Origin of the sequence: Bartonella sp. TT67HLJMS (assembly GCF_042193375.1) — a bacterium.
Taxonomy (GTDB): Bacteria; Pseudomonadota; Alphaproteobacteria; order Rhizobiales; family Rhizobiaceae; genus Bartonella; species Bartonella grahamii.
In genome coordinates this window covers 14,302-39,569 of record NZ_JBHILP010000007.1, presented here as the reverse complement: position 1 = coordinate 39,569, position 25,268 = coordinate 14,302, and the positions used below count along the sequence as shown (strand labels likewise).

Below are 25,268 nucleotides of genomic sequence, written 5' to 3'. Positions count from 1 at the left end.
CTTTTATAACTTGTTTTTGCTACAAGGTGATATTCTGTGGAGGCCGGAAAAACTATGAAAAAATCTCATGTGTGCATTGGAAATATGACATATAGAAAATCTAACATTGTACGCAAGATATTGGGGGTGGTGCTTTTGGGAAGCACCTGTATGTTGGCGGGATGCCTCTTTAAAGAGAAAAATACCCTTGATCCATCTGCTTATGTTTTGAAAATAGAGCCACCAGATGTTTTATATAATCAGGCGCTTGCTAGCCTTGAGAGTGGGAAGCTTGGGGATGCATCAAAGAAGTTTTTGAAGATTGAAAAGCAGTATGCTTATACAGACTGGGGGCGTAAATCTTTAGTCATGGGGGCTTTTACTAATTATCGACTCGGAAAGTATGATGATTCAATTAGTATGGCTCAACGCTATATTACTCTTTATCCAGGGTCGACTGACTCGGCTTATGCGTACTATATTATTGGTCTTTCTTCTTTCCGTCGGATTCCTGATGTTACGCGTGATCAACGTGATACGAAACGCGCTATTGCTGCTATGCAGCTCCTTATAGAGCGTTATCCTAATTCTGAATATGTCAAGGATGCTAAGGATAAAATACGTTTTGGGCGCGAACAGCTGGCTGGCAAAGAAATGCAGATTGGTCGTTATTATGAAGAGGGGCGGCGCTACCTTGCGGCAAGTAGACGGTTTCGTACCGTGGTTGAAGAGTATTCCGATACAAATCAAATTGAAGAAGCGCTTTTCCGCTTGACTGAGGTTAATCTTGCTCTCGGCTTAACTGCGGAAGCACAGACGGCAGCAGCTATTTTAGGACGTAACTATCCCAAAAGTGAGTGGTATAAGTTTTCTTATAATCTCTTGCAGAAGAATAAAATGTCGCCACGCGAGCATAAATCTTCTTGGATATCAAATGCTTTAGGTGGTGATAAGAAGAGGGTACGTTGATTCTCTATGCTGGTACAGCTTTCGATTCATAATATTGTTTTGATCGAAACGCTCGATATTCATTTTACGGCGGGGTTGACGGTTTTAACTGGAGAAACAGGTGCGGGGAAGTCCATTCTCCTTGATGCTTTATCACTTGCTCTAGGGGGGCGGGGTGATGCTTCGCTTGTGCGTCATGGTGCTGAGCGCGGGCAGGTCACAGCTGTTTTTGATGTGCCTGTTTCACATCCTGCACGTCAACTTATTCGTGAGAATGGTCTTGATGATGAGGGTGATATTATTTTACGACGTGTGCAATCAAGTGATGGACGCAGCCGTGTTTTTATTAATGATCAGGTGTCTAGTGTTGCATTGATGCGGAGTGTTGGCCGTTTGCTGGTTGAAATCCATGGACAACATGATGATCGTGCGCTTGTTGATGTTGCTACACATCGCCAATTATTAGATGCCTTTGGTGGTCTTGAGGATGAAGTGGAAAATTTGCGTCAGTGTTATTACACATGGCGTGAATTTGAGGAGCGTTTGCAACGGCAGCGTCTTAAAGTAGAGAGTGCTGTACGTGAGGTTGATTATCTTCGTGCGTGTGTAGAAGAGCTTGAAAAGCTTGATTTTAAAGTTGGTGAAGAGGATACTCTTTCTCTTCGTCGTGCCGATATGCTTAAATTAGAAAAAATAGCGACGGATATTAAAGAAGCGGATGATCTTTTAACGGGTCAAAAATCACCAATCCCAGTGCTTTCTAATTTGGTGAGGCGTTTGGAGCGGAAAATTCCTGAGGCACAAGAGCTTATTGCACCAGTAGTGAAATCTATTGATGAGGCATTGCATGCACTTGCAACAGCGCAAGAAGGTATTGAGACGGCAATACGAGCATTAGATTTTGAACCTGATGAATTGGAACGAATAGAAGAGCGTCTTTTTTCTCTTCGGGGTTTTGCTCGTAAATATCAAGTTTCTGCGGATGAATTGGTTCAGTTACGCGATAAGATGGATGCTGAATTAGCTGATTTTGAAGAGGCTCAGACTATATTGACACGTTTTGAAGATGAAGCAAAACAAGCACAAAAAAATTATGATATGTTAGCACAAGCGTTGTCAATAAAACGTCAAGAGGTTGCAAAGCACTTGTCTGAAAGCGTGATGACTGAGTTACCGGCATTGAAATTAGAGAGGGCTGAATTTATTGTTGAAATGCAAAGTGATATCGAAAAGCGGAGTGCAGAGGGATGTGATCGTATTGAATATTGGGTGCGAACAAATCCTGGAACACGTGCTGGACCAATGCTTAGTGTGGCTTCTGGCGGTGAATTGTCTCGTTTTTTGTTGGCATTAAAAGTTGTTTTATCTGATCGAGGATCAGCTCCGACGCTGATCTTTGATGAAATTGATACAGGCGTTGGGGGTGCTGTTGCAGCTGCTATTGGGCAACGGTTGCAACGCTTATCAGAACATGTTCAGGTTTTCGCTATTACGCATGCTCCACAGGTTGCATCGAAAGCGCATGGTCATTTTCTTATTTCAAAAATTGAGAGTCATGATAAAGGACGCTTTGTTACTGCTATTCATAAAATGGAAGAGCATGAACGTGCAGAAGAAATTGCTCGTATGTTGGCAGGAGAACAGATTACTGAAGAAGCGCGTGCAGCGGCTCAAAAGCTTCTAGCATGAAGGTAATTAGTCAGCGATAAAAATACTGGAAAGCTTGTATTTATTGAGATTCACTTTATGAGGAGGCGCGGAGATCATCCTTGTGGCAGTGCTCGTAATTTGGAATAGATTTTATGAACAAAGATGCAGATAAAAATCTCACAGCTGTTGAAGCAGAAAGTGAATTAGAGTGGTTGGCAAAAGAGATTGCACGTCATGATGTGCTTTATAATCGTGATGATCAGCCTGAAATTTCTGATGCAGAATATGATGCTTTGCGCCGCCGTAATGCAGAAATTGAAGCTCTTTTTCCAGAGCTTATTCGTGTTGATTCTCCTTCACATAAAATTGGGGCACCAATTTCTGAAAAGTTTGAAAAATCTGTTCATGCACAGCCAATGCTTTCACTGGATAATGCGTTTAGCTCTGAAGATGTTACTGAATTTGTTGAGCGCATTCGTCGTTTTTTACGGCTTCCAGCAACACAGGTGTTGGAAATAACAGCGGAGCCAAAAATTGATGGTTTATCTTTGTCTTTACGCTATGAAAAGGGGCGGCTTGTGGGGGCGGCAACGCGTGGGGATGGAACTGTCGGTGAAAATGTGACGGCAAATGCCCGAACCATTGCTGATATTCCACAAGTTTTGCAAGGTGATTTTCCTGATATAATTGAGGTGCGTGGTGAAGTTTATATGGGGCGGGAGGATTTCCAAGCACTTAATATCAGCCAACAAGAGAAGGGCAAGTTAATCTTTGCCAATCCTCGAAATGCGGCAGCTGGTTCACTCCGTCAGCTTGATTCACGGATAACCGCTAGCAGAAAGCTTCAATTTTTTGCTTATGCTTGTGGTGAGGTGAGTGAAATATTGGCAGAAAGTCAAATGGAGATGATGAAAAAGCTAAAAGAATATGGCTTTGTTATCAATCCATTAACAAAAGCCTTTAAGACGTTAGAAGAAATTATTTCTTATTATCACGATATCGAAGAATGCCGTCATTCTTTAAGCTATGATATTGATGGGATTGTTTATAAGGTTAATGATTTGATGCTCCAAAAGCGCTTGGGGTTTGTTTCTCGTTCGCCGCGTTGGGCAATCGCGCATAAATTTCCAGCAGAAAAAGCGATAGCGCTTTTGAAAGATATTGACATTCAAGTTGGTCGCACGGGAGCTTTGACACCTGTTGCACGTCTTACGCCTATTACTGTTGGTGGAGTGGTGGTGACCAATGCTAGTTTGCATAATGAGGATTATATTAAGGGAATTGGTCATAAAGGAGAGCCTATTCGTGAAGGACGTGACATCCGTGTAGGCGATAGCGTGATTGTACAACGTGCTGGTGATGTGATCCCTCAAGTTATTGATGTTATTATTGAAAAACGCCCGAAAGATGCTGCTGTCTTTATTTTTCCTCATTTGTGTCCAGCTTGTGGGAGTCATGCTGTTCGTGAAGTGGGAGAAGCCGTGCGTCGCTGTACAGGGGGGCTTATTTGTCCTGCACAGGCGATTGAGCGTATTCGTCATTTTGTTGCGCGCAATGCTTTTGATATTGAGGGCTTGGGTAAAAAACAGGTAGAGTTTTTTTTCTATGCTCAAGATGAAGCGCTTTGTATTCATACACCCGCCGATATTTTTACTTTAGAACGTCGCCAAGAAAAATCTTTGATACGTTTAGAAAATATAGAAGGTTTTGGTACTGTTTCAGTTCGCAAATTGTATGATGCCATTAATGCACGTCGCGAAATTCCTTTAAGCCGTTTTTTGTTTGCATTGGGGATTCGTCATGTTGGAGAGGTGAATGCACGCCGCCTTGCGCGTACTTATAAAAATTATACAGCTTTTGAAACTGCGGCTATGGGAGCACTTATGCCATGTGATAAGGCAAATGAAAAAGGCAATGAAGCTTGGATGGAGCTTACCAATATCGAAGGAATTGGACCACAGGTAGGGAGCGCAATTGTTGATTTTTATCAAGAAGCGCATAATCGTGAGGTTTTGTCTGTTTTACTTGAAGAAGTAACTCCTCTTGATGAAGAGCCTATCACGACAGCTTCTTCCCCAATAGCGGAGAAGACAATTGTTTTTACAGGAACTTTGGCGCATATGTCACGCGATGAAGCAAAAGCATTGGCAGAGCGATTAGGGGCCAAAACATCTGGTTCACTTTCTAAAAAAACAGATCTTCTTGTTGCAGGACCTGGAGCGGGCTCCAAATTGGCTAAAGCTGAAGAATTAGGTGTTGAGGTTATCGATGAAGAGACTTGGCTACAGTTGATTGAGGAACATGATGTTTAGAGGGCGTTTTCTAGAAGATGCGTATGCTGTTTGTATGGTTATCTCTCTTACATTTTGGGGGGCTGGAATCAAAAAGTGGATAATAGGGATTGTTTTTTTGCAAAAATAGAGCGCCATATATTTTGATATTTATTAAGTGATTAAAAAACGTTGAATTTAAATATTAAACTTAAACTCTTATGATTAAGAATATACAAGGTTATTATTAGTAAAAGATATACGTTATCACTGTGAAGCAAGGTAAAAATTGTAACTAAATATGCAGAACTTTTGAATTTAAACGGCGTAATAAGCTGGTTATAATAGGCATTTTAGAAATGAGACGCGGAGGATTACAAAATATAATGAAAATTTCTATATAGCAGAATAAGGCTATAACTCATGTGAAGATGGTGGAGGATAGTTGATAAGCATTATCTGTTACAAGTGTATTCCGTTCTGTTTCAGTTTGGGAAGAGCTTTTATCCTATCGGCAAAAAAACTTGAAGTATTTTATAGAAGCATTTTTTGTGATTGCTGATGGTAAATACGCACTTCTCTCTTTAAAAGAGAAGGGTGTGGTGTTTTTATAAGAAGCGTTAGAAGATATTTGTGTTGCCTCATTTAAAGGGGTAGTGTTGCCTCTTTTGCCCATTTTTTATCTTCTTCATTTAAGTAAGGTGCATTCATCTGATAAACGCGCGCATGGTAATCATTGAGCCATTGCCGTTCTTCTTGTGTCAAAAGCTCTGGGAGGATGAGTTTTCGATCAATAGGGCAAAGTGTAAGCGTCTCAAACGAAAGCATTTCTATATCCCCGCCATCAATTTTTTGTGCTGGATTTACAATTATCAAATTTTCAAGACGGATACCAAAAGCACCTTCGCGATAATATCCTGGTTCGTTTGAAAGAATCATACCGGAGATGAGTTCTTGGCATCCTTTGCGGGAAATATTTTGTGGTCCTTCATGAACAGAAAGATAAGACCCAACACCATGACCGGTGCCATGAGCATAATCAAAACCAGCCTTCCACAATGCAATGCGCGCTAGAATATCAATGTCTTGTCCGCGGGTTCCTTTTGGAAAGTAAGCCGTTGAAAGAGCAATCATACCTTTGAGGACAAGCGTGAAACAGCGTTTTTCTTCTTCTCCAATATTCCCAATTGCTACTGTACGTGTGATATCTGTCGTTCCATCACGATATTGTCCACCTGAATCAACAAGATAAAGTTCACCCGCATTGAGTTGTTTATTTGTTTGTGTCGTTACACGATAATGAATAATGGCGCCATTTTCTCCTGCTGCTGAAATTGTATCAAAAGAAAGATCTTTAAGTTCTTCTCCCATTTCTTTTGCTGTATTTATGCGAAATTCTTCTAATTTTTGCGCAGCAGAAATTTCACTTATTGATCCTGGTGTTTGTTTATCTAACCAAGAAAAAAAACGGGTCAGGGCAACACCATCGCGTAGATGCGCTTTGCGTGCGCCATTGAGTTCTGTGTCATTTTTAATGGCACGTGGTAGAGCGGCAGGATCGGTAAGTGTGATGAAAGAGCTATTTTTTTCTTCAATAACAGTTCGTAATTTTTCGCATGTTAGCTGTGGATCTAAGGCAAACACTGTCCCTTTTTGAACATACTCTTTGACCTTTGGAATAAGCAGTTCTGGTTCATATAATTTTGCATAACGTTCCAGATATTGTTTTTGTTCTACACCAAGTTTTTTGCTGTTAATGAATAAGACTGGTGTTTCTTGGATGGGAATGAGAGCAAAACAAAGGGAAAAAGGTGTGTTGGAAACATCATTGCCACGTATATTGAATGTCCATGCAATGGAGGAGGGGTCTGTAAAAATAAAAACCTCTGCATTGGCTTTTTGTATATATCTGCAAATCAATGCCAACTTTTCATCCGTATCGCACCCAGCATATTTGAGAGGGTGAATTGATAGGGCAGCTTGTGGTAATGATGGCTGATCATGCCAAAGCAGATCAATGGGATTGGAGTGAATTGCTACAAGTTTTCCACCTGCTTTTATTTCTAATGCGTTTCTCAAAGCATCGGTGGCAGCGATGGTGTGAAGCCATGGATCAAAGCCAATAGAAAGTTTTTGCCCATTTTTTTCAAGCCATCGTGAGGGAGGGCAAGTTATGAGATCTTCATAATCAAAAATATTCGGATCAGTTTGTTGGCGAACTTGGAGTTTATATCGCCCGTCTGTAAATATGATGGCTTTGTTTTTTAAAATCAGTGCAATTCCAGCTGATCCAGTAAAGCCGGTGAGCCAGCCAAGGCGTTGAGCATGGGGAGGGACATACTCTCCCTGATGTTCATCGCACCGCGGAACAAGAAAACCATCGAGACCAAGGCGGTCTAGTTCTTTACGAAGAGAGGCAATGCGTTCTAGAGCATGGGCTGGATTTGTTGTCGCCTCAAAAGATTGATACATAACGACGTCCTTTTCTTTTACGTTATTTCAGATGTATCGTAACCCATCCTTGACGGTGGTATGTTTCAATGTGTTTCAGCCCTTGTTTTACATAAGCCTTTAAAACATCTGCATGTTGTTCTTCAAGGATTCCAGAGAGTATTAGTGATCCGCCTTTTTGGAGTGCCTTTACCATTTCTTGTGCAAGCTCGATAAGAGGATTGGCAAGGATATTGGCAACAATGAGATCAAAGGGCGCCCGTGAAGCAATTTCATCATGGGAAAAACCTGTTGCTGTGACAGCTGTGATATATTTTTTTACGCCATTGAGTTGGATATTGTGTTGTGTAACTTGAATAGCGACTGGATCAATATCAGATGCAAGTATAGCAATAGGTTTGAGCATTGCGATGCCGATGGCGAGTACTCCACTGCCGGTACCAAGATCAAGTGCATTTTGAGGATTTTCGTGTTTCATCACTTTGGCAATCATTTCTAAACAACCAGCTGTCGTTCCATGATGTCCGGTGCCAAAAGCTTGATTTGCTTCAATTTCAATAGGAAGAACATTGGCTGGAATGGCGTTTCGGTTGTGACTTCCATGAAGAAAAAAAGGACCGGCTTGCACAGGTTTTAGTCCTTCTAGGCTTTTTTGTACCCAATCAATGTTGGGTACAACTTCCATATTAATTTTATCAAGATCTATAGAAAAGATTTGGGCAAAACGTTTCGAAATATGTTCGTAGTTTTCTTGGTCTACATAGAGTGAAAGTTCATATACAGCATTTTGTTCATCTATCTCTGTAAGAGCAAGAGGATAACCTTCTTCGTCAAATGCTGTGTCTATAAGGGTATAGAACCGTTCTGCTTCATTTTTAGAAGCAGTATAATAGAGGCGAATTTGTTGCGACATGCTGTTCTTTCTTTTGATCGGCTTTTTTAGTTTAAGATGAGTTTTTTTAACCGTTCAATGGCGATTTCATCTTTTAATTCGCTATCGCTTTCTTTCGTGTCATAACGGATAACGCCAGCTAATTTTCCACCTTTTTTGAGTAAAAAAATTGCTGCTGTATGGTTATATGTATAGTTTCCATCTGTTCCAGGGACTTTTTCAGCAACGATGTTAAAGGAATTGACCATTTTATGAACTTTATCAGGATCTCCACTGATCCCAATGATTTTATTGTTAAAATTACTGAGATATTCATGGAGCACTTCTGGTGTATCACGTTCAGGGTCAACAGTAACAAACCATATGCCTAATTTATCGGCATTGGGTCCAAGGGCTGTAAGCCATCGATCAAGATTCATCAATGTCGTAGGGCAGATTTCAGGACACATAGTGAAGCCGAAAAAAACTATTGAAGGCTTGCTTCGAATATCAGCCTCAGTGATATTTTTTCCATTAGAATCAGTGAGTGTAAAATTATCACCTAAAGGCTTATTTGTCAGTGCATCATAAATAAAAATACCTGCAAGAAATATGATTGTCAGCCCCAAGATGCGTATTACATTTTTCATAGTTTGACTCTCTTAGATAGATCACGAAATTGTAACATCGGCAGGTCTGTTTTGCAATCTCTGTTTCATGGTTGATTTTATTGGCTTGATTGGTATGTCTTTCCATATCTATTGATGAAACATTGGTGAGGGATGCATGAATATTGAGAACGATCTTCGATTTCATGAAAGTGAGCCTCGTATCCATACGACAGCGCGGCTGCATGGTTGTAAATTAGGGCGCTATGTGGAAGTTAATGAGCGGGTGATTTTACGGGATGTAACCGTTGGAGATTTTTCTTATTTAGAACGTAATAGTGAGGCAATTTATAGCGATATTGGGCGTTTTTGTTCTATTGCATCTCATGTACGGATGAATGCGTTGGAGCATCCTATGGAGCGCGTTTCAACGCATAAAATAACCTATCGTCCAAACGAATATTTTCGTTATATGGCATTAGATAGTGGTTTTCGTGAAAGGCGTTGTGCAAAACGTGTTATTATTGGGCATGATGTGTGGATTGGATATGGCGCGGTTATTATGCCTGGGGTGACAGTTGGACATGGAGCAATTATTGGTGCTAACGCTGTTATAACGAAAGATGTTATGCCTTATGCGGTTGTCGCTGGTGTTCCTGCTAAACGCTTGCGGATGCGTTTTCCCAATCATGTCATAGAATGCCTTTTGGAGATGGCTTGGTGGGATTGGTCGCTTGATAAAATTTACGATGCATTGCCTGATATGCAAAATTTACCCATTGAAGTTTTTGTTCGCAAATGGAAATGATAATCAGAATAAAACAAAATGGTCTCTTGCAAAAACTGATCGTGGTTTGCTTTTAGTTAAGCTTTGTTGACAAAATTATCCAGTACACGCTTTTCTCCGGCTTTTTCAAACATTATTGTCAATTTATGATCGTCTATTGCTGTAATATGACCATAACCAAATTTTATGTGAAAAATCCGATCATTGACAGAAAAATCTGATGGTGCATGAGAGATTGATTGAGAGATAACTTTCCCTTCAATCGTCTTGTTTTTTTGTGCATGCTTTTGTCTTGCTGTTGCATAGCCAGTATAACAGGAATCGTGATTTTGAAAGGAAGATTTTCCATAACCACCATAAGATGTTTCCATTGCTATGGCTTCTATATGTTCTGCTGGTAATTCATCTAGAAAGCGGGAGGGAAGAGTAGATTGCCAAAGTCCATGAATTCTACGATTCGATACAAACCATATATGCAGGTGTTTTTTTGCTCTTGTGAGTCCAACATAAGCAAGACGCCGTTCTTCTTCTAATCCTGAACGTCCACCTTCATCTAATGAGCGCTGATGGGGAAAAAGTCCTTCTTCCCAGCCAGGAAGAAAAACTGTTTCAAATTCAAGTCCTTTGGCTGAATGAAGTGTCATGATATTGACTGCATCGGTATTTTCATTGTTTTCAGCATCCATAACTAGTGCAACATGTTCCAAAAAACTTTGAAGATTTTCAAATTGTTCCATGGAACGGATCATTTCTTTAAGATTTTCTAGTCGTGTAGGAGCCTCTGGTGAGCGATCTTCTAACCACATGGTTGTATAACCAGAATCATCAAGGATAATCTCGGCAAGTTCTTTATGAGGAGTGTCTTGAAGCATATTTTGCCAGCGGCGGAAGTTTTCAATAAGGCTTCGTAACGCACTGCGTGCCTTAGGCTTTAACTCATCTGTTTCAATGATGTCAGCGGCCGCAGAAAAGAGAGGAACAGCACGTGCTCGCGCACTCTCATAAAGAATGCGCAGGGTTGCATCGCCTATGCCGCGTTTCGGTGTATTAATAACACGCTCAAAAGCTAAATCATCAGCAGGTTGGACAACAACGCGTAAATAAGCCATAGCATCACGTATTTCCATTCGTTCATAAAAACGAGGACCACCAATGACGCGGTAGTTAAGACCAAGCGTTACAAAGCGATCTTCAAATTCACGCATTTGGAATGATGCACGCACCAATATAGCCATATGATTTAATGCATGACCTGTTTGGTGTGCTTGTTCAATTTCTTCTCCGATGGCACGGGCCTCTTCTTGCGAATCCCATGCTGAATGAATTTTTACTTTTTCTTCCTCACTCTTTATTTGTGCAGAAAAAAGGACTTTGCCCAGTCTTTCTTCATTATGAGCAATGAGATGGGAGGCGGTTTTAAGAATATGGGATGTTGAGCGATAATTACGTTCTAGACGAATAATTTTGGCAGAAGGAAAATCTTTTTCAAAACGTAATATATTCTCGACTTTTGCACCACGCCATCCATAAATGGATTGATCATCATCGCCAACACAACAAAGATTAACATGTTGACCTTGGGGATGTTGTGCCAAAAGGCGAAGCCAAAGATATTGTGCTGTATTTGTATCTTGGTATTCATCGACAAGAATATAGCGAAATTGAGAATGGTATTCGCGAAGAATATCTGGATTATGTTGGAAGATAGAGATAGAATGAAGAAGAAGATCGCCAAAATCACAAGCATTAAGATCTTTTAATCGATTTTGATAACTGTGATAAAGTTCGCGTCCCATGCCGTTGCCAAAGGAATGAGCATCACTTTTTGAGATATGTTCTGGTGAAAGTCCTTGATTTTTCCAAGAATCAATCATCGTGGCAAGGTTTCGTGCGGGCCAACGCTTATCGTCTAGTCCCTCAGCTTGAATAAGCTGTTTTAAAAGTCGAAGAACATCATCGCTATCGAGAATTGTAAAGTTTCTTTTTAAACCAACAAGCTCTGCGTGACGGCGTAAAATTTTAGCACCAGTGGAGTGAAAAGTTCCAAGCCAAGGCATACCTTCAACAACTCCTCCAATAAGTTCACCAATACGTATTTTCATTTCACGTGCTGCTTTGTTGGTGAAAGTAACAGCAAGTATTTGCTGAGGAGAGGCAAGCCCAGAGCGTAAAATATGAGAAATACGGGTTGTTAAAACGCGCGTTTTTCCTGTACCAGCACCTGCAAGAACTAAAAGAGGTCCCTCAGTATTCATAACAGCTTGTTGCTGTTCTGGATTGAGTTGTTCTAAATAGTCTGTGTTATATGATTTCTGTTCTTTTAGAGTATGGGAGGAAAAACCAGAGCTCTTCTTATCATGGTCTGGAGGGGAATCTTCTTCAAAGAAAGGTATGTTGTGATCAGAAAAATTACTCATTATATCTCTTTTGTAGACTTTTTTTCATTGAAGTTCTAGATTAAAAAAACTTCTCTTAAAAAAGTCACAACAGCTTCAGTTGAATAAACAAAAAGAGAACGTAAAAAATAAGCATAAACATTAAAGGCGTTGGGTGAGAACGCTTTGAAGGGCATAAACGCGTAACGAAGCCGAAAGATTGACTTGTTGTGGTCTTTTGCTATCAATATCAGTGATAATAAAGGCTAAAGATTGTCCTTTTTTGCGGGCTATATCTTTTAGAATATCTAAAAATGGCGGCTCTAAAGAGACGCTTGTTGCGTGCCCATCAACGCGAACAGATATTTTTCGTGGAATGACTTTTGACCAATCGATAGAATTATTTTCGTGCATTTTCCACCTTTATTCGTCGTTTCGTAAACGATTTTGATCAAGAAATTTTTGCGTTTTTAAAGATTTTTGTTGATCAAAAAATTTTTCAGTTTTTGTTCGTCCAAAACGATAACGATTTTGCTCAGCACGAAGAGATTTTTCTGTACGTTTTTTTTGTTTTCGAAATTGGCGAAGATTAATCAATTCAGTCATGAGAAAAATTATTTTTTCCGAAAAGAATCTAAAGAGACAACATCAGCACTTTGTTTTGTATCGCTATTTGAAGATTCTTTATTTGTACTGAAATTTTGTTCTTTTGTAAGCGTATTTTCTTTTTTTTGTGTGTTTGATAAGGTAATGGGCGTAGTTGAGGTATTTTCTGAATTTTCACTTTCTCCAGAGGTAAGATTTGAGGGCAGATCAAATGCTGCTTCAAATGCTGCTACAGGATCATAAAAGACCTGAATGGAAGTAAAAGGAATCACGAGCTTTTCAGTTATTTCCCTGAAGGAGAGGGTTACTTCGAAAGCTGTTTCTGAAACACTGAGATCTCTAAACTGATGTTGTAAGACGATAGTCATTTGCTCAGGATAGCGATTTTTTAGCCGAGGAGAAATTTTAACACCTGGGGCATTCGTCAAAAAAGTTATAAAAAAATGATGATTTCCCGGAAGACCTGCTTTGCTAACTTCCGATAAAACTTTACGGATAACTCCACGAAGCGCATCCTGAACGAGAATATCGTAACGGATTTGATCTTTAACCATCGAAGTTTATTCCTTTTATTTCACGTAGCAGAATGGAGCGTATTGATAATGGGGCGTATTGATATTGTGTGATAGAATATATTTTAAAATTAGCAGTATTTTGTCTACGATGCACCTCAATAAATCGAATAAAAACGAAACTCTATGGTAAATAATGTCTGATAATGTCTGAAAGATCAATCAATAACATTTAAAAAAAGTGAAGGCTTCTGTTGCCAGGTGCCTCCGAACCCCGCTTAAACCTGCGACGGTTTAAGACTTAAATTGAAACATTCGCACTGCATTAAGCAGCGAGACGTGCTTCCGCATAGTTGTCATTTGCAACTACTCATTTAGTCCGATAACGGTGGTACTATGCCGAGTAAAAGAGCAATCTTTACGCCCTTGTCGATCCTATTTCGCCCCCACCAAAATATAACTTTGGTCTCTTATATTTTGGTGGAGGCGCCGGGTACCGCCCCCGGGTCCAATGAGTTTATTTCATTGTCCATTTATTACCATAGCTGGTAAACCAGCCCCTTAAATATAGATGAAGAACAGTCTTAGGAAAAGGGGGGGTTGTTAATATTTTTAATCCTCTAATTATTTATGGAGCTATATGATGCGGCTGTAAAGTATAGGCCGCTCATTTTTGGAGAGGAGATGATGCAAAATGACCAATAATCTAGAAGATATTAAACTATATGATTCAAACCCCGATGAAGCAGCAGTAGAACGGCTTAGCCGTCGTTTAGCTTTGGTGATGAAAAAGCAGGATGCAGCGCTTGTTGCTACATCGGATCCAAAAGAGTTAGAACGCGTTGAAAAATGGGTTCAAGATGTATTAGGCGCGGATGAGCAGAGGGCTAAAATGGCTGTGTCAAAAGTTGCAGAAATGATGTCTGGAGATCGCAGAAAAAGTCGTATGACTTTCTATTATTTGGTAGCTAAACAATTAAACGCACTTGATAAAATTTAAACAATTTTAAACTTCAATTTTGCTCAATAAAAAAAGCCCAAAATTCTTTGGGCTTTTTTGTTTAGCATCGAAGGTTTAATCGTTTTCTTGAAGATATCCTCCTTTGCTCATATCCGGTATAAAGAGGGTGGCAATGAATGCAATGATCATTACGCCGATTACGTAAAAATAAAACAGTGATTCATGTCCTATATTTTTTAATCCAAGTGCTACGTATTCGGCAGAACCACCAAATAATGCATTGCCAATAGCATGAGAGAGACCAACTCCCAGTGCTCGTATTGAAGAGGGAAACATTGCTGATTTTACGACACCAGAGATGGATGTATACATGCTCATAATACAGAGTATTCCAATAATGACTGATAGCGCAATCCATGGATTGTGCGTGTGACCGATTATGAGAAGTCCAGGAATCGTAAAGAGAGTAGAGAGTGCACTCCAAAGGATAAGTAAATTTCTTGTCCCAATTTTATCAGCTAGGATACCAAATATGGGTTGGAGTAATATGAAAATAAAGAGTGCCGCGGTCATTACAGTTGTAGCGGTATGTTTATCAAAACCGGTAGTTGTGATCAGATATTTCTGCATATAAGTCGTACAGGTGTAAAATGTGAGAGATCCTCCAGAGGCAAAAAGAACAATTACAAAAAATGCTTTTGTATGTTTGCTTAGAAGCTCTTTAAGACTCCCAGTGTGTTTTTGAGAGCGGCTTTCTTTGGTGGTTGTTTCATGAAGTGAACGACGTAGATAAAGTACGACGAATGCTCCCAATCCACCAATAGCAAATGGAATACGCCAGCCCCATGTTCTTAATTGGTCTTCCGTTAGATAAAGTGCCAGAATAAATATAATAAAACTGGCTAAAAGTTGACCAGTAATAAGCGTACCAGATTGGAAAGAAGCGAAGAGACCGCGGTGTTTTTTAAGGGAAACTTCGCTTATATAAGTTGCAGCTGTACCATATTCACCACCTGCTGAAAGTCCCTGCATCATACGGATTAGGAGAAGAAGAATTGCTGCAGTTCTCCCTAAAGTTTCATAAGTGGGAAGTATGGCAATGAGAAAAGAGCCCCCACACATCATAAGAATAGATATGAGCATCGAGTTTTTTCGTCCATAACGATCAGCAATAAAGCCAAAAAGCCAACTTCCAATTGGGCGCATAAGAAAACCAATAAAGAAGATCCCTGCAGTTTTAAAAAATTGGGTAACAACATCGCCATCTGAAGGGAAAAATTGTGGTGCAAAGTAAATAGACGCAAATGAGTAAACGTAAAAATCATACCACTCTACTAGATTCCCTGATGCGCTAGATATGATAGCGAAGATACGTTTTCTTGTATCATGTTGTACTAAAGTTGTTTCATTTTTCATGAAGTGCTCCCCTTTTAAATTTATAGTTGATATTTTCTAACCATAATTGTTTATGATTTCCAGAAAAATTCAATTGTATAATGATTATTTTTATGAAAAATATTTAAAATAAAATACTTTTGCAATTTTAAATTATTTATTCTATAGTATAAATAGTTTTATTAATTAATATAAATAATAAAAATCGTTTTAATAAACTTATAATTTAAATATAAAACTATTCTTTATAAGAATTAAGTAAGTTTTTATTATATTTAAATACCTTTATTTTTATGAAAATTTGTTAAAGTTAAATTATATCAATAGATTTATACATTTTTTGCAATTTAAATAGTTTGTAAAAGGCTGTTTTATTCTTTTATTAAATAATTTTATTCATAGCATTAACTCTGTTTCTGAGTTGCAAGAGGTATAGTTATGAGGACGTGATATAAAAAGGGTAGAAATGAAAAAATCTTATGGTATTTGGGTTTTTCAATTGAGATACAAAATGATAAACAACCATTACAAATCAATAGGTTATGGAAGTAATATTGTCGGTCATAGAAAATATTCGATGACTGTCCATTATTGAGAGTAAGATAATGAAATGGATTTCATAAATAAAAATTAAGTTTTTGTGTAAATAATTATAAAAAAAAAGCCCACTTTCTTGGGCTTTTTTTCCGAAAAATAAGTTTAATGAATTTTATCGTCTTTATCGAGATATCCTCCTTTATCTATATCGGGCATAAGGAGAATAGAGATGAGTGCAATGATCATCATACCAACTATGTAAAAAAAGAAAACAGATTCGTATCCCATATTTTTTAATCCAAGCGCTACATATTCAGCAGAACCGCCAAATAGTGCATTTCCAATGGCAAAAGCAAATCCAACACCAATTGCGCGGATTGAGGCTGGGAACAATTCTGCTTTTATGATACCAGCAATGGACGTATAAAAACTCATAACACAGAGTATTCCAATGATGATTAAGAGTGCTGCCCATGCATTATGGGCATTCCCAATCATTTTAAGTACAGGAATGGTGCAGATAATGGATAAGGTACTCCAACTAATGAGTGAAGCTCTTGCTCCAATTTTATCGGCTATGAAACCTAAAAGGGGTTGGAGTAGCACAAAAATAAAGAGGGCGGCAGTCATTATCGTTGTTGCGGTTTGTTTATCAAAACCTGTGGTTGTGATCAGATATTTTTGCATATAAGTGGTGTATGTATAAAATGTGAGTGATCCACCAGCTGTAAAGCCAACAACCAAAAAGAAAGCTTTTTTATGATTGCGAAAAAGTTCTCTAAGACTACCAGCATGTTGTTCAGAGCGGCTTTTGTGGGTTGTTGTTTCATGGAGCAAACTACGCAGATAAATTGCAACAATTGCTCCAAAGCCACCAATGACAAAAGGAATACGCCAGCCCCATGCTTTTAACTGATCTTCAGTAAGGTAAAGGGATAAAATAAATATTATAAAACTTGCGAGAAGTTGACCTGTGATCGTTGTTGCATATTGAAAAGAAGCAAAGAGCCCACGACGATTTTTGGGTGCAACTTCGCTCATATAAGTTGCTGCTGTACCATATTCACCGCCAACGGAAAGTCCTTGAAACATGCGGACTAAAAGGAGGAGAAATGCTGCTGTTATTCCCAAGGTTTTATAAGTGGGAAGTATGGCAATGAGAAAAGAGCCTCCACACATCATAAAAACAGAAATAAGCATTGAGCGTTTACGTCCATAACGATCCGCAATGAATCCAAAGAGCCATGCTCCAATTGGACGCATAAGAAAGCCAATAAAAAAGATTCCTGCAGTTTTTAAAAGTTGTGTAACGATATCTTCATCTTCAGGAAAAAATTGTGATGCAAAATAAACCGATGCAAAGGAGTAAGCATAAAAGTCGTACCATTCTACCAGATTTCCTGATGCGCTGGATATGATAGCAAAAATACGTTTCCTTGTATCATGTGGATCTAAAGTTGTTTGATTATTCATGAAGTATTCCCCTTTTAGATTTATAACTTTTCTTCTCTTTAAAGTTGTTTACAGTTTAAGCCATAAAAATTCAATCATATTGCGATGTTTCTTAAAAAAGGGGGGGGAAGCGGCTTATTTCCATGATGTTTTCAGTTTTTATTTTTGTTATAGAACAAAAACGGTACTCATATTTATAGGAAGGTATGTTTTGATTTTTATTGTATCTTTAACGGTGTCATTGATCATCCAGATCAGAAAGGGGTGTTGAGAGAGGATTGATTGGTGATAATAGATGCGGTTTAATTTCTATTATTAGACAAATAAGGAAACGATATTTTGCTTATTTTTGATAAAGAAAAGAGGATTTTAATTAAAACAGATCTGATGTTTTTAAAGCTAAGTATACTGGATTTATTGGTATCATGAAAAATATACGGTCATGACATGGGATAATTTATTTACCATGGTTCATATCAAAGAAGAGGATATCGCTCCTTTATGATACGGGAGATGTTTATGATATGAAAGGCATGTCTGTAATAGGTTGTAAATATTGATTTTACAGTACTATCATAATCAAGAAGCCCGAAAAATCGGGATTCTTGATTTAGTTTAGAAAATTTAATGGATACTATCACCTTGAAGATAGCCCTCTTTCCGGGCATCGGGCATTAAGAGAACAGAAATGAATGCAATAATCATCATGCCGGTTATATAAAAATAGAAGACAGATTCATATCCAAGATCTTTTAATCCAAGCGCGACATATTCAGCAGAACCGCCAAACAGTGCGTTGGCAATAGCATAAGAGAGCCCAACTCCTATTGCTCGTACTGAAGCGGGAAACATTTCTGATTTTACAATGCCAGAGATGGACGTGTAAAAGCTCATAATGCAGAGCATTCCAATAATAACTGATAAAGCAATCCATGTACTATCAGTATTACCAATCACATTAAGTCCAGGAATGGTAAAGATAATAGATAAGACACTCCAAATAAGGAGTGAAGTTCTTGTTCCAATTTTATCAGCCATAAAACCAAATGCAGGTTGAAGTAACATGAAAACAAAGAGTGCAGCAGTCATCACAGTTGTGGCTGTATGTTTATCAAAGCCGGTGGTTGTAATCAGATATTTCTGCATGTAAGTCGTATAGGTGTAGAATGTGAGCGATCCTCCAGCGGTAAAGCCGATAACTAGAAAAAAAGCTTTTCGGTGGTTGGTTAGAAGTCCCCTAATACTACCAGCTTGTGCACTAGAACGACTTTCTTTGGTCGTTGTCTCATGGAGCGTGCGGCGTAGATAAATCGCAACAATTGCTCCTAGTCCACCAATGGCAAATGGAATACGCCAACCCCATGCTTTTAGCTGATCTTCGGTGAGGTAAAGCGCTAAAATGAATATAACAAGACTGGCTAGAAGCTGACCACCAATCAGTGTGGTGTATTGGAAAGAGCTAAAAAATCCTCGGCGATTTTTGAGGGCGATTTCGCTCATATAAGTTGCTGTTGTACCATATTCACCACCGACAGAAAGCCCCTGAAGCATTCTGAGTAAAAGTAAAAGAATTCCTGCTGCTACTCCAATGGTTTCATAGGTAGGAAGTAGGGCGATTAAGAACGAACCACCACACATCATAAAAACAGAGATAAGCATTGAGCGTTTGCGTCCGTAACGATCGGCAATAAAGCCAAAAAGCCATCCGCCGATTGGGCGCATAAGAAAACCAATAGCAAAGACACCAGCCGCTTTTAAAAGTTGTGTAACGACATTGCCATCTGAGGGAAAAAATTGTGATGCAAAGTAAATGGATGTAAAGGAATAAACATAAAAGTCATACCATTCTACTAGATTACCTGATGCACTGGACACGATAGCCCAGATACGTTTTCTTGTATCATGTGGTGCTAAAGTTGGTTCATTCTCCATAAATTTATCCCTTTTATGATCATACCTAACTTGTTTCTTTTAAAATTTATTTACGATTTGATTCATCAAAATGCAATCGTATAATAATGATTTCCTATAAAAGATGTTTGGGAGGAGGATTTTTTTGAATTGTATTTTTATAAATTTTGAAGTTTCTATTTCCTGTAACGTTAAGAATCAACCATAATATTTATATGAAAATCTATCTTGATCTTTTATCGCATGTTTTAAATAACGGCATTGATCGTACAGATCGAACCGGTGTGGGGACCCGATCAATTTTTGGGTATCAAATGCGGTTTGATTTGCAGGCTGGCTTTCCTCTGTTAACAACGAAGAAATTGCATTTGCGCTCGATCATTTATGAGCTTTTGTGGTTTTTGAGAGGTGATACAAATATTGCATGGTTGAAGGAACATGGTGTGTCAATTTGGGATGAGTGGGCTGATGAGAAAGGGAACCTTGGTCCTATTTATGGTTATCAGTGGCGCTCTTGGCCTGCTCCCGATGGACGGCATATTGATCAAATCAGTCATCTTTTGACGATGATTAAAGAAACGCCTGATTCTCGTCGCTTAATTGTATCTGCTTGGAACCCCGCACTGATAGAGGAGATGGCTTTGCCTCCTTGTCATTGTTTTTTTCAATTTTATGTTGCTGATGGGAAGCTATCCTGTCAGCTTTATCAGCGTTCAGCAGATATTTTCTTAGGTGTTCCGTTTAATATTGCTTCCTATGCGTTGTTGACGATGATGATTGCCCAAGTAAGTGGACTTAAAGCGGGAGACTTTATTCATACTCTGGGTGATGCTCATCTTTATTCTAACCATTTTGAACAGGCGAGATACCAGCTGTCTCGTATACCAAATGCTTTGCCGTTGATGCTTATAAATTCAGCGGTAACAGATCTTTTTTCTTTTAAATTTGAGGATTTTGAATTGCTTAATTATGAAGCGCAGCCACATATTAAGGCACCGGTAGCAGTATGACTTTTCCAGTTTGTTTAATTGCAGCTGTTGCAGAAAATGGTGTTATAGGTCGTGAAGGTGCGATGCCTTGGCATTTATCCACGGATTTGCAACGCTTTAAAGCTTTGACTTTTGGTAACCCCATTATTATGGGGCGAAAAACATGGGATTCTCTTGGGCGTCCTTTACCAGGGCGTACAAATATTGTTATTACCCGTAATTGTGCATTCACGGCTGAAGGCGCTGTTATTGCTCATTCTTTGTCGCAAGCCTGTTCTATCGCAAAAAGTGTGGCTTCTCAAAATGGTGCAGATGCAGTTTTTATTATTGGGGGTGGTGAAATTTTTCAACAAGGGTTGCATATGGCTGATAAAATATTCCTTACAGAAGTTTTAGCTTCTATAGAAGGGGATAGTTTTTTTCCTGTTTTTGATAAAGAAAAATGGACTGTTGTAGAAACACAAAATATTCCAAAAGGAGAAAAAGATAGTCATCCGACACGTTTTGTGGTTTATGAGCGAAAATAATCATAAGTGAAAAGAACCTGTCAGTTGTATTGTAATGAGATAAGAGAATCCCTATAAGATCTAAGTGAATGGTTGGTATTTGAATGAGTGGTAGTCAGTTAAAGAGGTGATAATGCCCTGGACAAATCAAAATGGTGGTGGCCCGTGGAGTGGCGATAAAAACAAGAACAGTGGTGACAAAAAAACATCGGCTAAGAATCTTTTTGGTTCTGGTGGCAATAATGGTGGTGAAAATGGTCCCAATCTTGATGATATTTTGCGTAAAGGGAAGGATCAGTTTAAACAATTTAGTAGAGGGGGAACTGTTGTTTTGTTCCTTCTTCTTGCTGTGTGTTTTTTGTTCTATCAATCACTTTATATTGTCCAACAAAATGAGCAAGCAGTAGAATTGCGTTTTGGTGTCCCTAAAGAAGGCATCATCGGTGATGGTTTGCATTTTCACTTTTGGCCAATTGAGACCTATATGAAAGTGCCTTTAACGGAAAAAACAATCGCAATTGGTGGGAAGCCTGGTCAGGTACAACAAAGTGAAGGTTTGATGCTGTCTAGTGATCAAAATATTGTTAATGTCAATTTTTCTGTTTACTATCGCATTTCACATCCAGGACAATTTTTATTCAACGTTAATGATCAAGAAGGAACAGTTCGTCAGGTTGCTGAAAGTGCAATGCGCGAGGTCATTGGTTCGCGGCCGGTTGATGATGTTTTACGTGACAAGAAAGAAGAAGTTGCTAATGACGTTAGAAAAATTATCCAGTTGACTGTAGATAAATATCAACTTGGTGTTGAAATAAGTCGTGTGTCTATCAGTGAAGCTGCTCCTCCGACAAAGGTTGCTGCTGCGTTTAATTCTGTTCAACAAGCGGAGCAGGAACGTGGAAGAATGATTGAAGAGGGGAATCGTGTGCGTTTTACGAAGATTGGTTTAGCAAATGGTGAAGCTTCACGTACACGGGAAATCGCAAAAGGTGAAAAAGCACAAATGGTTGAAGAGGCACGCGGGCGTGCCGAACGTTTTCAGGCCATAGCTCGTGAGGCGGCAATATCACCAGAGGCTGCGCGTTATCGTCTTTATATGGAGACGATGGGGCGTATTTTCTCTTCACCAAATAAATTGGTTCTTGATCAAATGAATTCTCCAGCGGTGCCTTATCTTCCTTTGAACGAATTGCTGCGTAACAATTTATCAGAAAAAGCAAAAGCGAAATCAGCACGTTCGACATCGCTCTTGGATGCTCATATTTCTGGAGGACGCTAATAATGCAGCAGTCTCGTTTTTTGTTTATTTTTAGTACTATAATGTTTCTTTTGATCATTTTGTGGATGTCACTTTTTATTGTCTATCCTCGTCAACAAGTGGCAGTTAAGCGTTTTGGGCAAATTGTTAAGGTAGAGTCTGATCCCGGCCTTTATTTTAAAGCGCCCTTTGTGGATAAGATGATTGTCGTTGATAATCGGTTGTTGCGTTATGATGTTCCTACACAATCTGTACAGGTTCGTGGTGGTGCTTATTATGAAGTGGATGCGTTCTTTATCTATCGTATTACAGATCCTAAGTTGTTTCTACAGCGCATTGCTTCGGGGCGTCCACAAATTGCTGCGCGTGAAAATCTTGCACCGCGTTTTATTGATGCTTTACGTGCTGTTTATGGTAAGCGAGAATTTAAAGCGGCTTTGTCAGATGAACGGGGAGCGATGATGGCTGAAGTGCAGAAGCAGTTTTCTGTGGATGCGGGTTCGTTAGGCATTACTATTATTGATGTGCGTATTCGCAAAACTGATTTAACTGATGCTGTCTCAGAAGATGTTTATCGGCAAATGGCAGCTGAGCGTGAGGCGGTAGCGGAAAATATTCGTGCTCGTGGTCAGCAGGAGCGGGATCGCATTGTGGCGGAAGCTAATCGTGAATATGAAGAGATCGTAGCAGCTGCAAAGCGTGATGCTGAAATTACTCGCGGTGAAGGACAAGCCGAAAGTATTCGCATTTTATTAAATGCGCGGGAAGCTAATCCATCTTTTTACGATTTTTGGTTAGCGATGGAACAGTATAAGAATTTAGAAAGAGTTCCGATGGTCATTTCACCAAATGAGGATTTCTTTTTTTATTTTCAAAATCCCCTGAAAGTAAAGAAAAAGCTTTCATCAACAATGAGTCCTAGTTTGAGCAAAACTGATTCAAAGTCTGGTGGAGAATAGATGAAACAATGTATAGAGTATACTATTTCATATGAGAAGTATGCTCTATAGCTGCTTTTTTTATGATGAATGTAAGACAGTGTTAAGCCATACTGATTTTGTATAATAAATTGGGTAGGGCTCTTTTCAGCTTTGGTTAAAGGCATGTCATGGATAGAAGTATCGTGAGTAGAAATACGTTTTTGAAGTCTTTTATCACAAGAGTTGTTTTGTGTGTGGTTTTGTTTTTATCAGGATCAGTGAATTTGTCTTGGGGCGCAGAGACAAACAAGACATTGCTTTCTGTTCCTGATTTAGCTTCTGAGCTTTTGGAGACGGTTGTGAATATTTCTACGGCACAGACTGTTGAAGGAACCGAACAGGATGAAAATACTTCGGTACCCGTTATTCCTAAAGATTCATTGCTTGAGGAATATTTTAATGATTTTTTTACACCCAAAGATGGTCAAAAAAATAGTCAATTTCAAAAGGTGCGTTCTTTGGGGTCTGGTTTTGTGATTGATGCGCAAAAAGGGATTATTGTTACAAATTATCATGTTATTGTTGATGCTGATGATATTGAAGTTAATTTTACAGATGGTACAAAACTCAAGGCGAAGCTTCTTGGCAAGGATAGCAAAACTGATTTGGCACTACTTCAAGTGGATGCGGGACGTAAAAAATTAAAAGCTGTGCGTTTTGGTGACTCAGAAAAAGCACGTATTGGTGACTGGGTTATGGCTATTGGTAATCCTTATGGTTTTGGTGGAAGTGTAACGGTTGGTATTATTTCTGCACGTAACCGTGATCTTAATGCTGGTCCCTATGATAATTTTATTCAAACAGATGCAGCAATTAATCGGGGCAATTCTGGTGGTCCGTTATTTGATAGAAATGGTGAAGTCATTGGCATTAATACAGCAATTGTTTCACCTTCTGGAGGATCTATCGGTATTGGGTTTGCTATTCCATCGGATATGGCCCTTTCTGTTATTAATCAATTGCGTGATTTTGGAGAAATAAGGCGTGGTTGGTTGGCTATTCGTATTCAGCCGGTAACAGAGGATATTGCAAAAAGTTTAAAATTGGACAATGCTGTAGGAGCATTGGTGGCTGGTAAAATAGAACAGACGGAAGAAAATAATGTAGATAATAGCCAGTTACAAACTGGAGATGTTATTCTTTCCTTTGGTAATTTCAAAATTAAGCATGCACGTGATTTGCCGCGTTTAGTTGCAGAAAGTTCAGAAGGAAAAGTGGTGGATGTTACTGTTTTACGGAATGGGCAAGAAAAAACAGTAAAAGTTAAGCTTGGACGTTTGATTGAAACAGATGCAAATGAAGATATAGAAGAAGAAGTTGATGATAAAAAAGACAATGATCTGTCGAAAAGCGTGACAATGCAATTTATGGGAATGACGCTATCTGAATTGACAGAGGATTTGCGTCATCGTTATTCAATTTCAGATAAACTTCGAGGACTAGTGGTAACATCTGTTGCACAAAATAGCGCAGCGGATAAAAAGCGTATTCGCGTTGGTGAAGTCATTATTGATATTAATCAGAGTGCTATCACAACAATCGATGAGGCTAAAAAACGTATTCATAAATTACGTGAAGCTGGACGCAAAAATGCTCTATTCATCGTAGCGCGTCCAGATGGAGAGTTACGATTCGTAACGCTTCTAATGGATTGATCCCCCAATAGATTGAGGCTTAAAAATTAATTTTTTATTTTTTATCAGCCTCAGTATATGGGCTGCTTTGTAGCTCAGCCATGTGATGTCCAATATTTTTCAAGCTCATTTCACGACAAAGAGCATGGATTGTATAACATAAAATCCGTTGGGCAGCTCTATTTTTGCATTAAATAAAAGTATCAGTTGGTACCATAATAGATTTGCTAGTTCCCAATATTGCAACAGCCTAGGCTTTGAAATGCTGCATAAGAGATCTCTGTCTTGTGTTTAAGTCAATTTTTATCTCTGCTTTTGATGCACAAGTGAATGGTATTGATATGGCACTTTATGAGAAGGATAAAAATGAGAAAATCTCATGATATTGGGAGCTCTTATTCAGATTGCAAAACGCTCAACTATTATAAATAAAGGGTGCAATTATTATTATAAATAATGTTTTATCTAGTGAGACTTTTAGCACTTTGTGATTGTACTTTGTGTGCTATAGAGAACGTTTTTTCACTTCAGTTTGAAAAAAGTTATCCTAGAGAAAAATCATGTTAGACTAAATTAGTTATATATATT

The 25,268-nt window shown here is 38.8% G+C and carries 20 protein-coding genes and 1 other RNA gene; 10 read left to right on the top strand and 11 right to left on the bottom strand.

Annotated elements, in window-relative coordinates:
* Nucleotides 1–54 precede the first annotated feature (54 nt).
* The 3 genes from ACFIJQ_RS05515 (at nucleotide 55) to ligA (ending at nucleotide 4,889) form a co-directional block, all read left to right on the top strand.
* The gene (locus ACFIJQ_RS05515) at nucleotides 55–948 is read left to right on the top strand and encodes an outer membrane protein assembly factor BamD (RefSeq protein WP_273788059.1); all 894 of its coding nucleotides are present in this window, start codon (nucleotides 55–57) and stop codon (nucleotides 946–948) included.
* Nucleotides 949–954: 6 nt separating this feature from the next.
* A complete protein-coding gene (gene recN, locus ACFIJQ_RS05510) occupies nucleotides 955–2,616 on the top strand; it encodes a DNA repair protein RecN (protein ID WP_375628983.1) in 1,662 nt (553 codons plus the stop codon).
* A 113-nt stretch (nucleotides 2,617–2,729) separates the two neighbouring features.
* The gene (gene ligA, locus ACFIJQ_RS05505) at nucleotides 2,730–4,889 is read left to right on the top strand and encodes an NAD-dependent DNA ligase LigA (RefSeq protein WP_375628981.1); all 2,160 of its coding nucleotides are present in this window, start codon (nucleotides 2,730–2,732) and stop codon (nucleotides 4,887–4,889) included.
* 603 nt (nucleotides 4,890–5,492) lie between these two features.
* Here ligA and ACFIJQ_RS05500 read toward each other — a convergent pair.
* Genes ACFIJQ_RS05500 through ACFIJQ_RS05490 form a run of 3 tightly spaced genes read right to left on the bottom strand, consistent with a single transcriptional unit; the run spans nucleotide 5,493 to nucleotide 8,819 of the window.
* Complete coding sequence (locus ACFIJQ_RS05500) at nucleotides 5,493–7,319, bottom strand: aminopeptidase P family protein (RefSeq protein ID WP_273788062.1); 1,827 nt, start codon at nucleotides 7,317–7,319, stop codon at nucleotides 5,493–5,495.
* Between the two features lie 22 nt (nucleotides 7,320–7,341).
* Nucleotides 7,342–8,211, bottom strand: coding sequence for a 50S ribosomal protein L11 methyltransferase (locus tag ACFIJQ_RS05495; protein ID WP_375628979.1), 870 nt, complete (start codon nucleotides 8,209–8,211; stop codon nucleotides 7,342–7,344).
* Nucleotides 8,212–8,237: 26 nt separating this feature from the next.
* On the bottom strand, nucleotides 8,238–8,819 hold the full coding sequence (locus tag ACFIJQ_RS05490) for an SCO family protein (protein ID WP_375628977.1): 582 nt from the start codon (nucleotides 8,817–8,819) through the stop codon (nucleotides 8,238–8,240).
* A gap of 136 nt (nucleotides 8,820–8,955) precedes the next feature.
* Here ACFIJQ_RS05490 and ACFIJQ_RS05485 point away from each other — a divergent pair, with 136 nt between their 5' ends.
* Nucleotides 8,956–9,585: a DapH/DapD/GlmU-related protein gene (locus ACFIJQ_RS05485; RefSeq protein WP_375628975.1), complete on the top strand. Its 630-nt coding sequence runs from the start codon at nucleotides 8,956–8,958 to the stop codon at nucleotides 9,583–9,585.
* A gap of 56 nt (nucleotides 9,586–9,641) precedes the next feature.
* On the opposite strand, the gene ACFIJQ_RS05480 is transcribed toward ACFIJQ_RS05485, so the two are convergent.
* The 5 genes from ACFIJQ_RS05480 to ssrA form a co-directional block, all read right to left on the bottom strand.
* Nucleotides 9,642–11,981, bottom strand: coding sequence for an ATP-dependent helicase (locus ACFIJQ_RS05480; RefSeq protein WP_375628973.1), 2,340 nt, complete (start codon nucleotides 11,979–11,981; stop codon nucleotides 9,642–9,644).
* Nucleotides 11,982–12,101: 120 nt separating this feature from the next.
* Complete coding sequence (locus tag ACFIJQ_RS05475; RefSeq protein ID WP_273788067.1) at nucleotides 12,102–12,353, bottom strand: ribbon-helix-helix domain-containing protein; 252 nt, start codon at nucleotides 12,351–12,353, stop codon at nucleotides 12,102–12,104.
* Between the two features lie 9 nt (nucleotides 12,354–12,362).
* Complete coding sequence (locus ACFIJQ_RS05470) at nucleotides 12,363–12,545, bottom strand: DUF4169 family protein (protein ID WP_375628971.1); 183 nt, start codon at nucleotides 12,543–12,545, stop codon at nucleotides 12,363–12,365.
* Between the two features lie 8 nt (nucleotides 12,546–12,553).
* Entirely contained in the window at nucleotides 12,554–13,099 is a 546-nt protein-coding gene (locus ACFIJQ_RS05465; protein ID WP_015856623.1) for an SspB family protein, read from the bottom strand.
* 198 nt (nucleotides 13,100–13,297) lie between these two features.
* Nucleotides 13,298–13,654, bottom strand: a transfer-messenger RNA (tmRNA) gene (gene ssrA, locus ACFIJQ_RS05460).
* 97 nt (nucleotides 13,655–13,751) lie between these two features.
* Between ssrA and ACFIJQ_RS05455 the strand changes: the two genes are divergently transcribed.
* On the top strand, nucleotides 13,752–14,057 hold the full coding sequence (locus ACFIJQ_RS05455) for a DUF2853 family protein (RefSeq protein WP_375628969.1): 306 nt from the start codon (nucleotides 13,752–13,754) through the stop codon (nucleotides 14,055–14,057).
* 75 nt (nucleotides 14,058–14,132) lie between these two features.
* Here the strand turns inward: ACFIJQ_RS05455 and ACFIJQ_RS05450 are convergent, their stop codons facing one another.
* From ACFIJQ_RS05450 to ACFIJQ_RS05440, 3 genes are all read right to left on the bottom strand, one after another.
* Complete coding sequence (locus ACFIJQ_RS05450) at nucleotides 14,133–15,434, bottom strand: MFS family transporter (RefSeq protein ID WP_375628968.1); 1,302 nt, start codon at nucleotides 15,432–15,434, stop codon at nucleotides 14,133–14,135.
* Between the two features lie 678 nt (nucleotides 15,435–16,112).
* Nucleotides 16,113–17,423, bottom strand: coding sequence for an MFS family transporter (locus tag ACFIJQ_RS05445; protein WP_375628966.1), 1,311 nt, complete (start codon nucleotides 17,421–17,423; stop codon nucleotides 16,113–16,115).
* Nucleotides 17,424–18,026: 603 nt separating this feature from the next.
* Nucleotides 18,027–19,334 (bottom strand): MFS family transporter, encoded by a 1,308-nt coding sequence (locus ACFIJQ_RS05440; RefSeq protein ID WP_375628964.1) that lies wholly within the window; start codon nucleotides 19,332–19,334, stop codon nucleotides 18,027–18,029.
* Between the two features lie 194 nt (nucleotides 19,335–19,528).
* On the opposite strand from ACFIJQ_RS05440, the gene ACFIJQ_RS05435 reads away from it, so the two are divergent.
* The 5 genes from ACFIJQ_RS05435 to ACFIJQ_RS05415 all read left to right on the top strand — a co-directional run bounded on the left by ACFIJQ_RS05435 (nucleotide 19,529) and on the right by ACFIJQ_RS05415 (nucleotide 24,701).
* A complete protein-coding gene (locus ACFIJQ_RS05435) occupies nucleotides 19,529–20,323 on the top strand; it encodes a thymidylate synthase (protein WP_015856618.1) in 795 nt (264 codons plus the stop codon).
* A complete protein-coding gene (locus ACFIJQ_RS05430) occupies nucleotides 20,320–20,829 on the top strand; it encodes a dihydrofolate reductase (RefSeq protein ID WP_375628962.1) in 510 nt (169 codons plus the stop codon). Before ACFIJQ_RS05435 ends, ACFIJQ_RS05430 begins: the two co-directional genes overlap by 4 nt.
* A gap of 112 nt (nucleotides 20,830–20,941) precedes the next feature.
* Nucleotides 20,942–22,087 (top strand): FtsH protease activity modulator HflK, encoded by a 1,146-nt coding sequence (hflK, locus tag ACFIJQ_RS05425; protein WP_375628960.1) that lies wholly within the window; start codon nucleotides 20,942–20,944, stop codon nucleotides 22,085–22,087.
* Nucleotides 22,088–22,089: 2 nt separating this feature from the next.
* Nucleotides 22,090–23,025 carry a protease modulator HflC gene (hflC, locus tag ACFIJQ_RS05420; protein WP_273788073.1) on the top strand — a complete coding sequence of 312 codons (936 nt, stop codon included), beginning with the start codon at nucleotides 22,090–22,092 and terminating at the stop codon, nucleotides 23,023–23,025.
* A gap of 149 nt (nucleotides 23,026–23,174) precedes the next feature.
* A complete protein-coding gene (locus tag ACFIJQ_RS05415; RefSeq protein ID WP_273788074.1) occupies nucleotides 23,175–24,701 on the top strand; it encodes a Do family serine endopeptidase in 1,527 nt (508 codons plus the stop codon).
* Nucleotides 24,702–25,268: the final 567 nt, after the last annotated feature.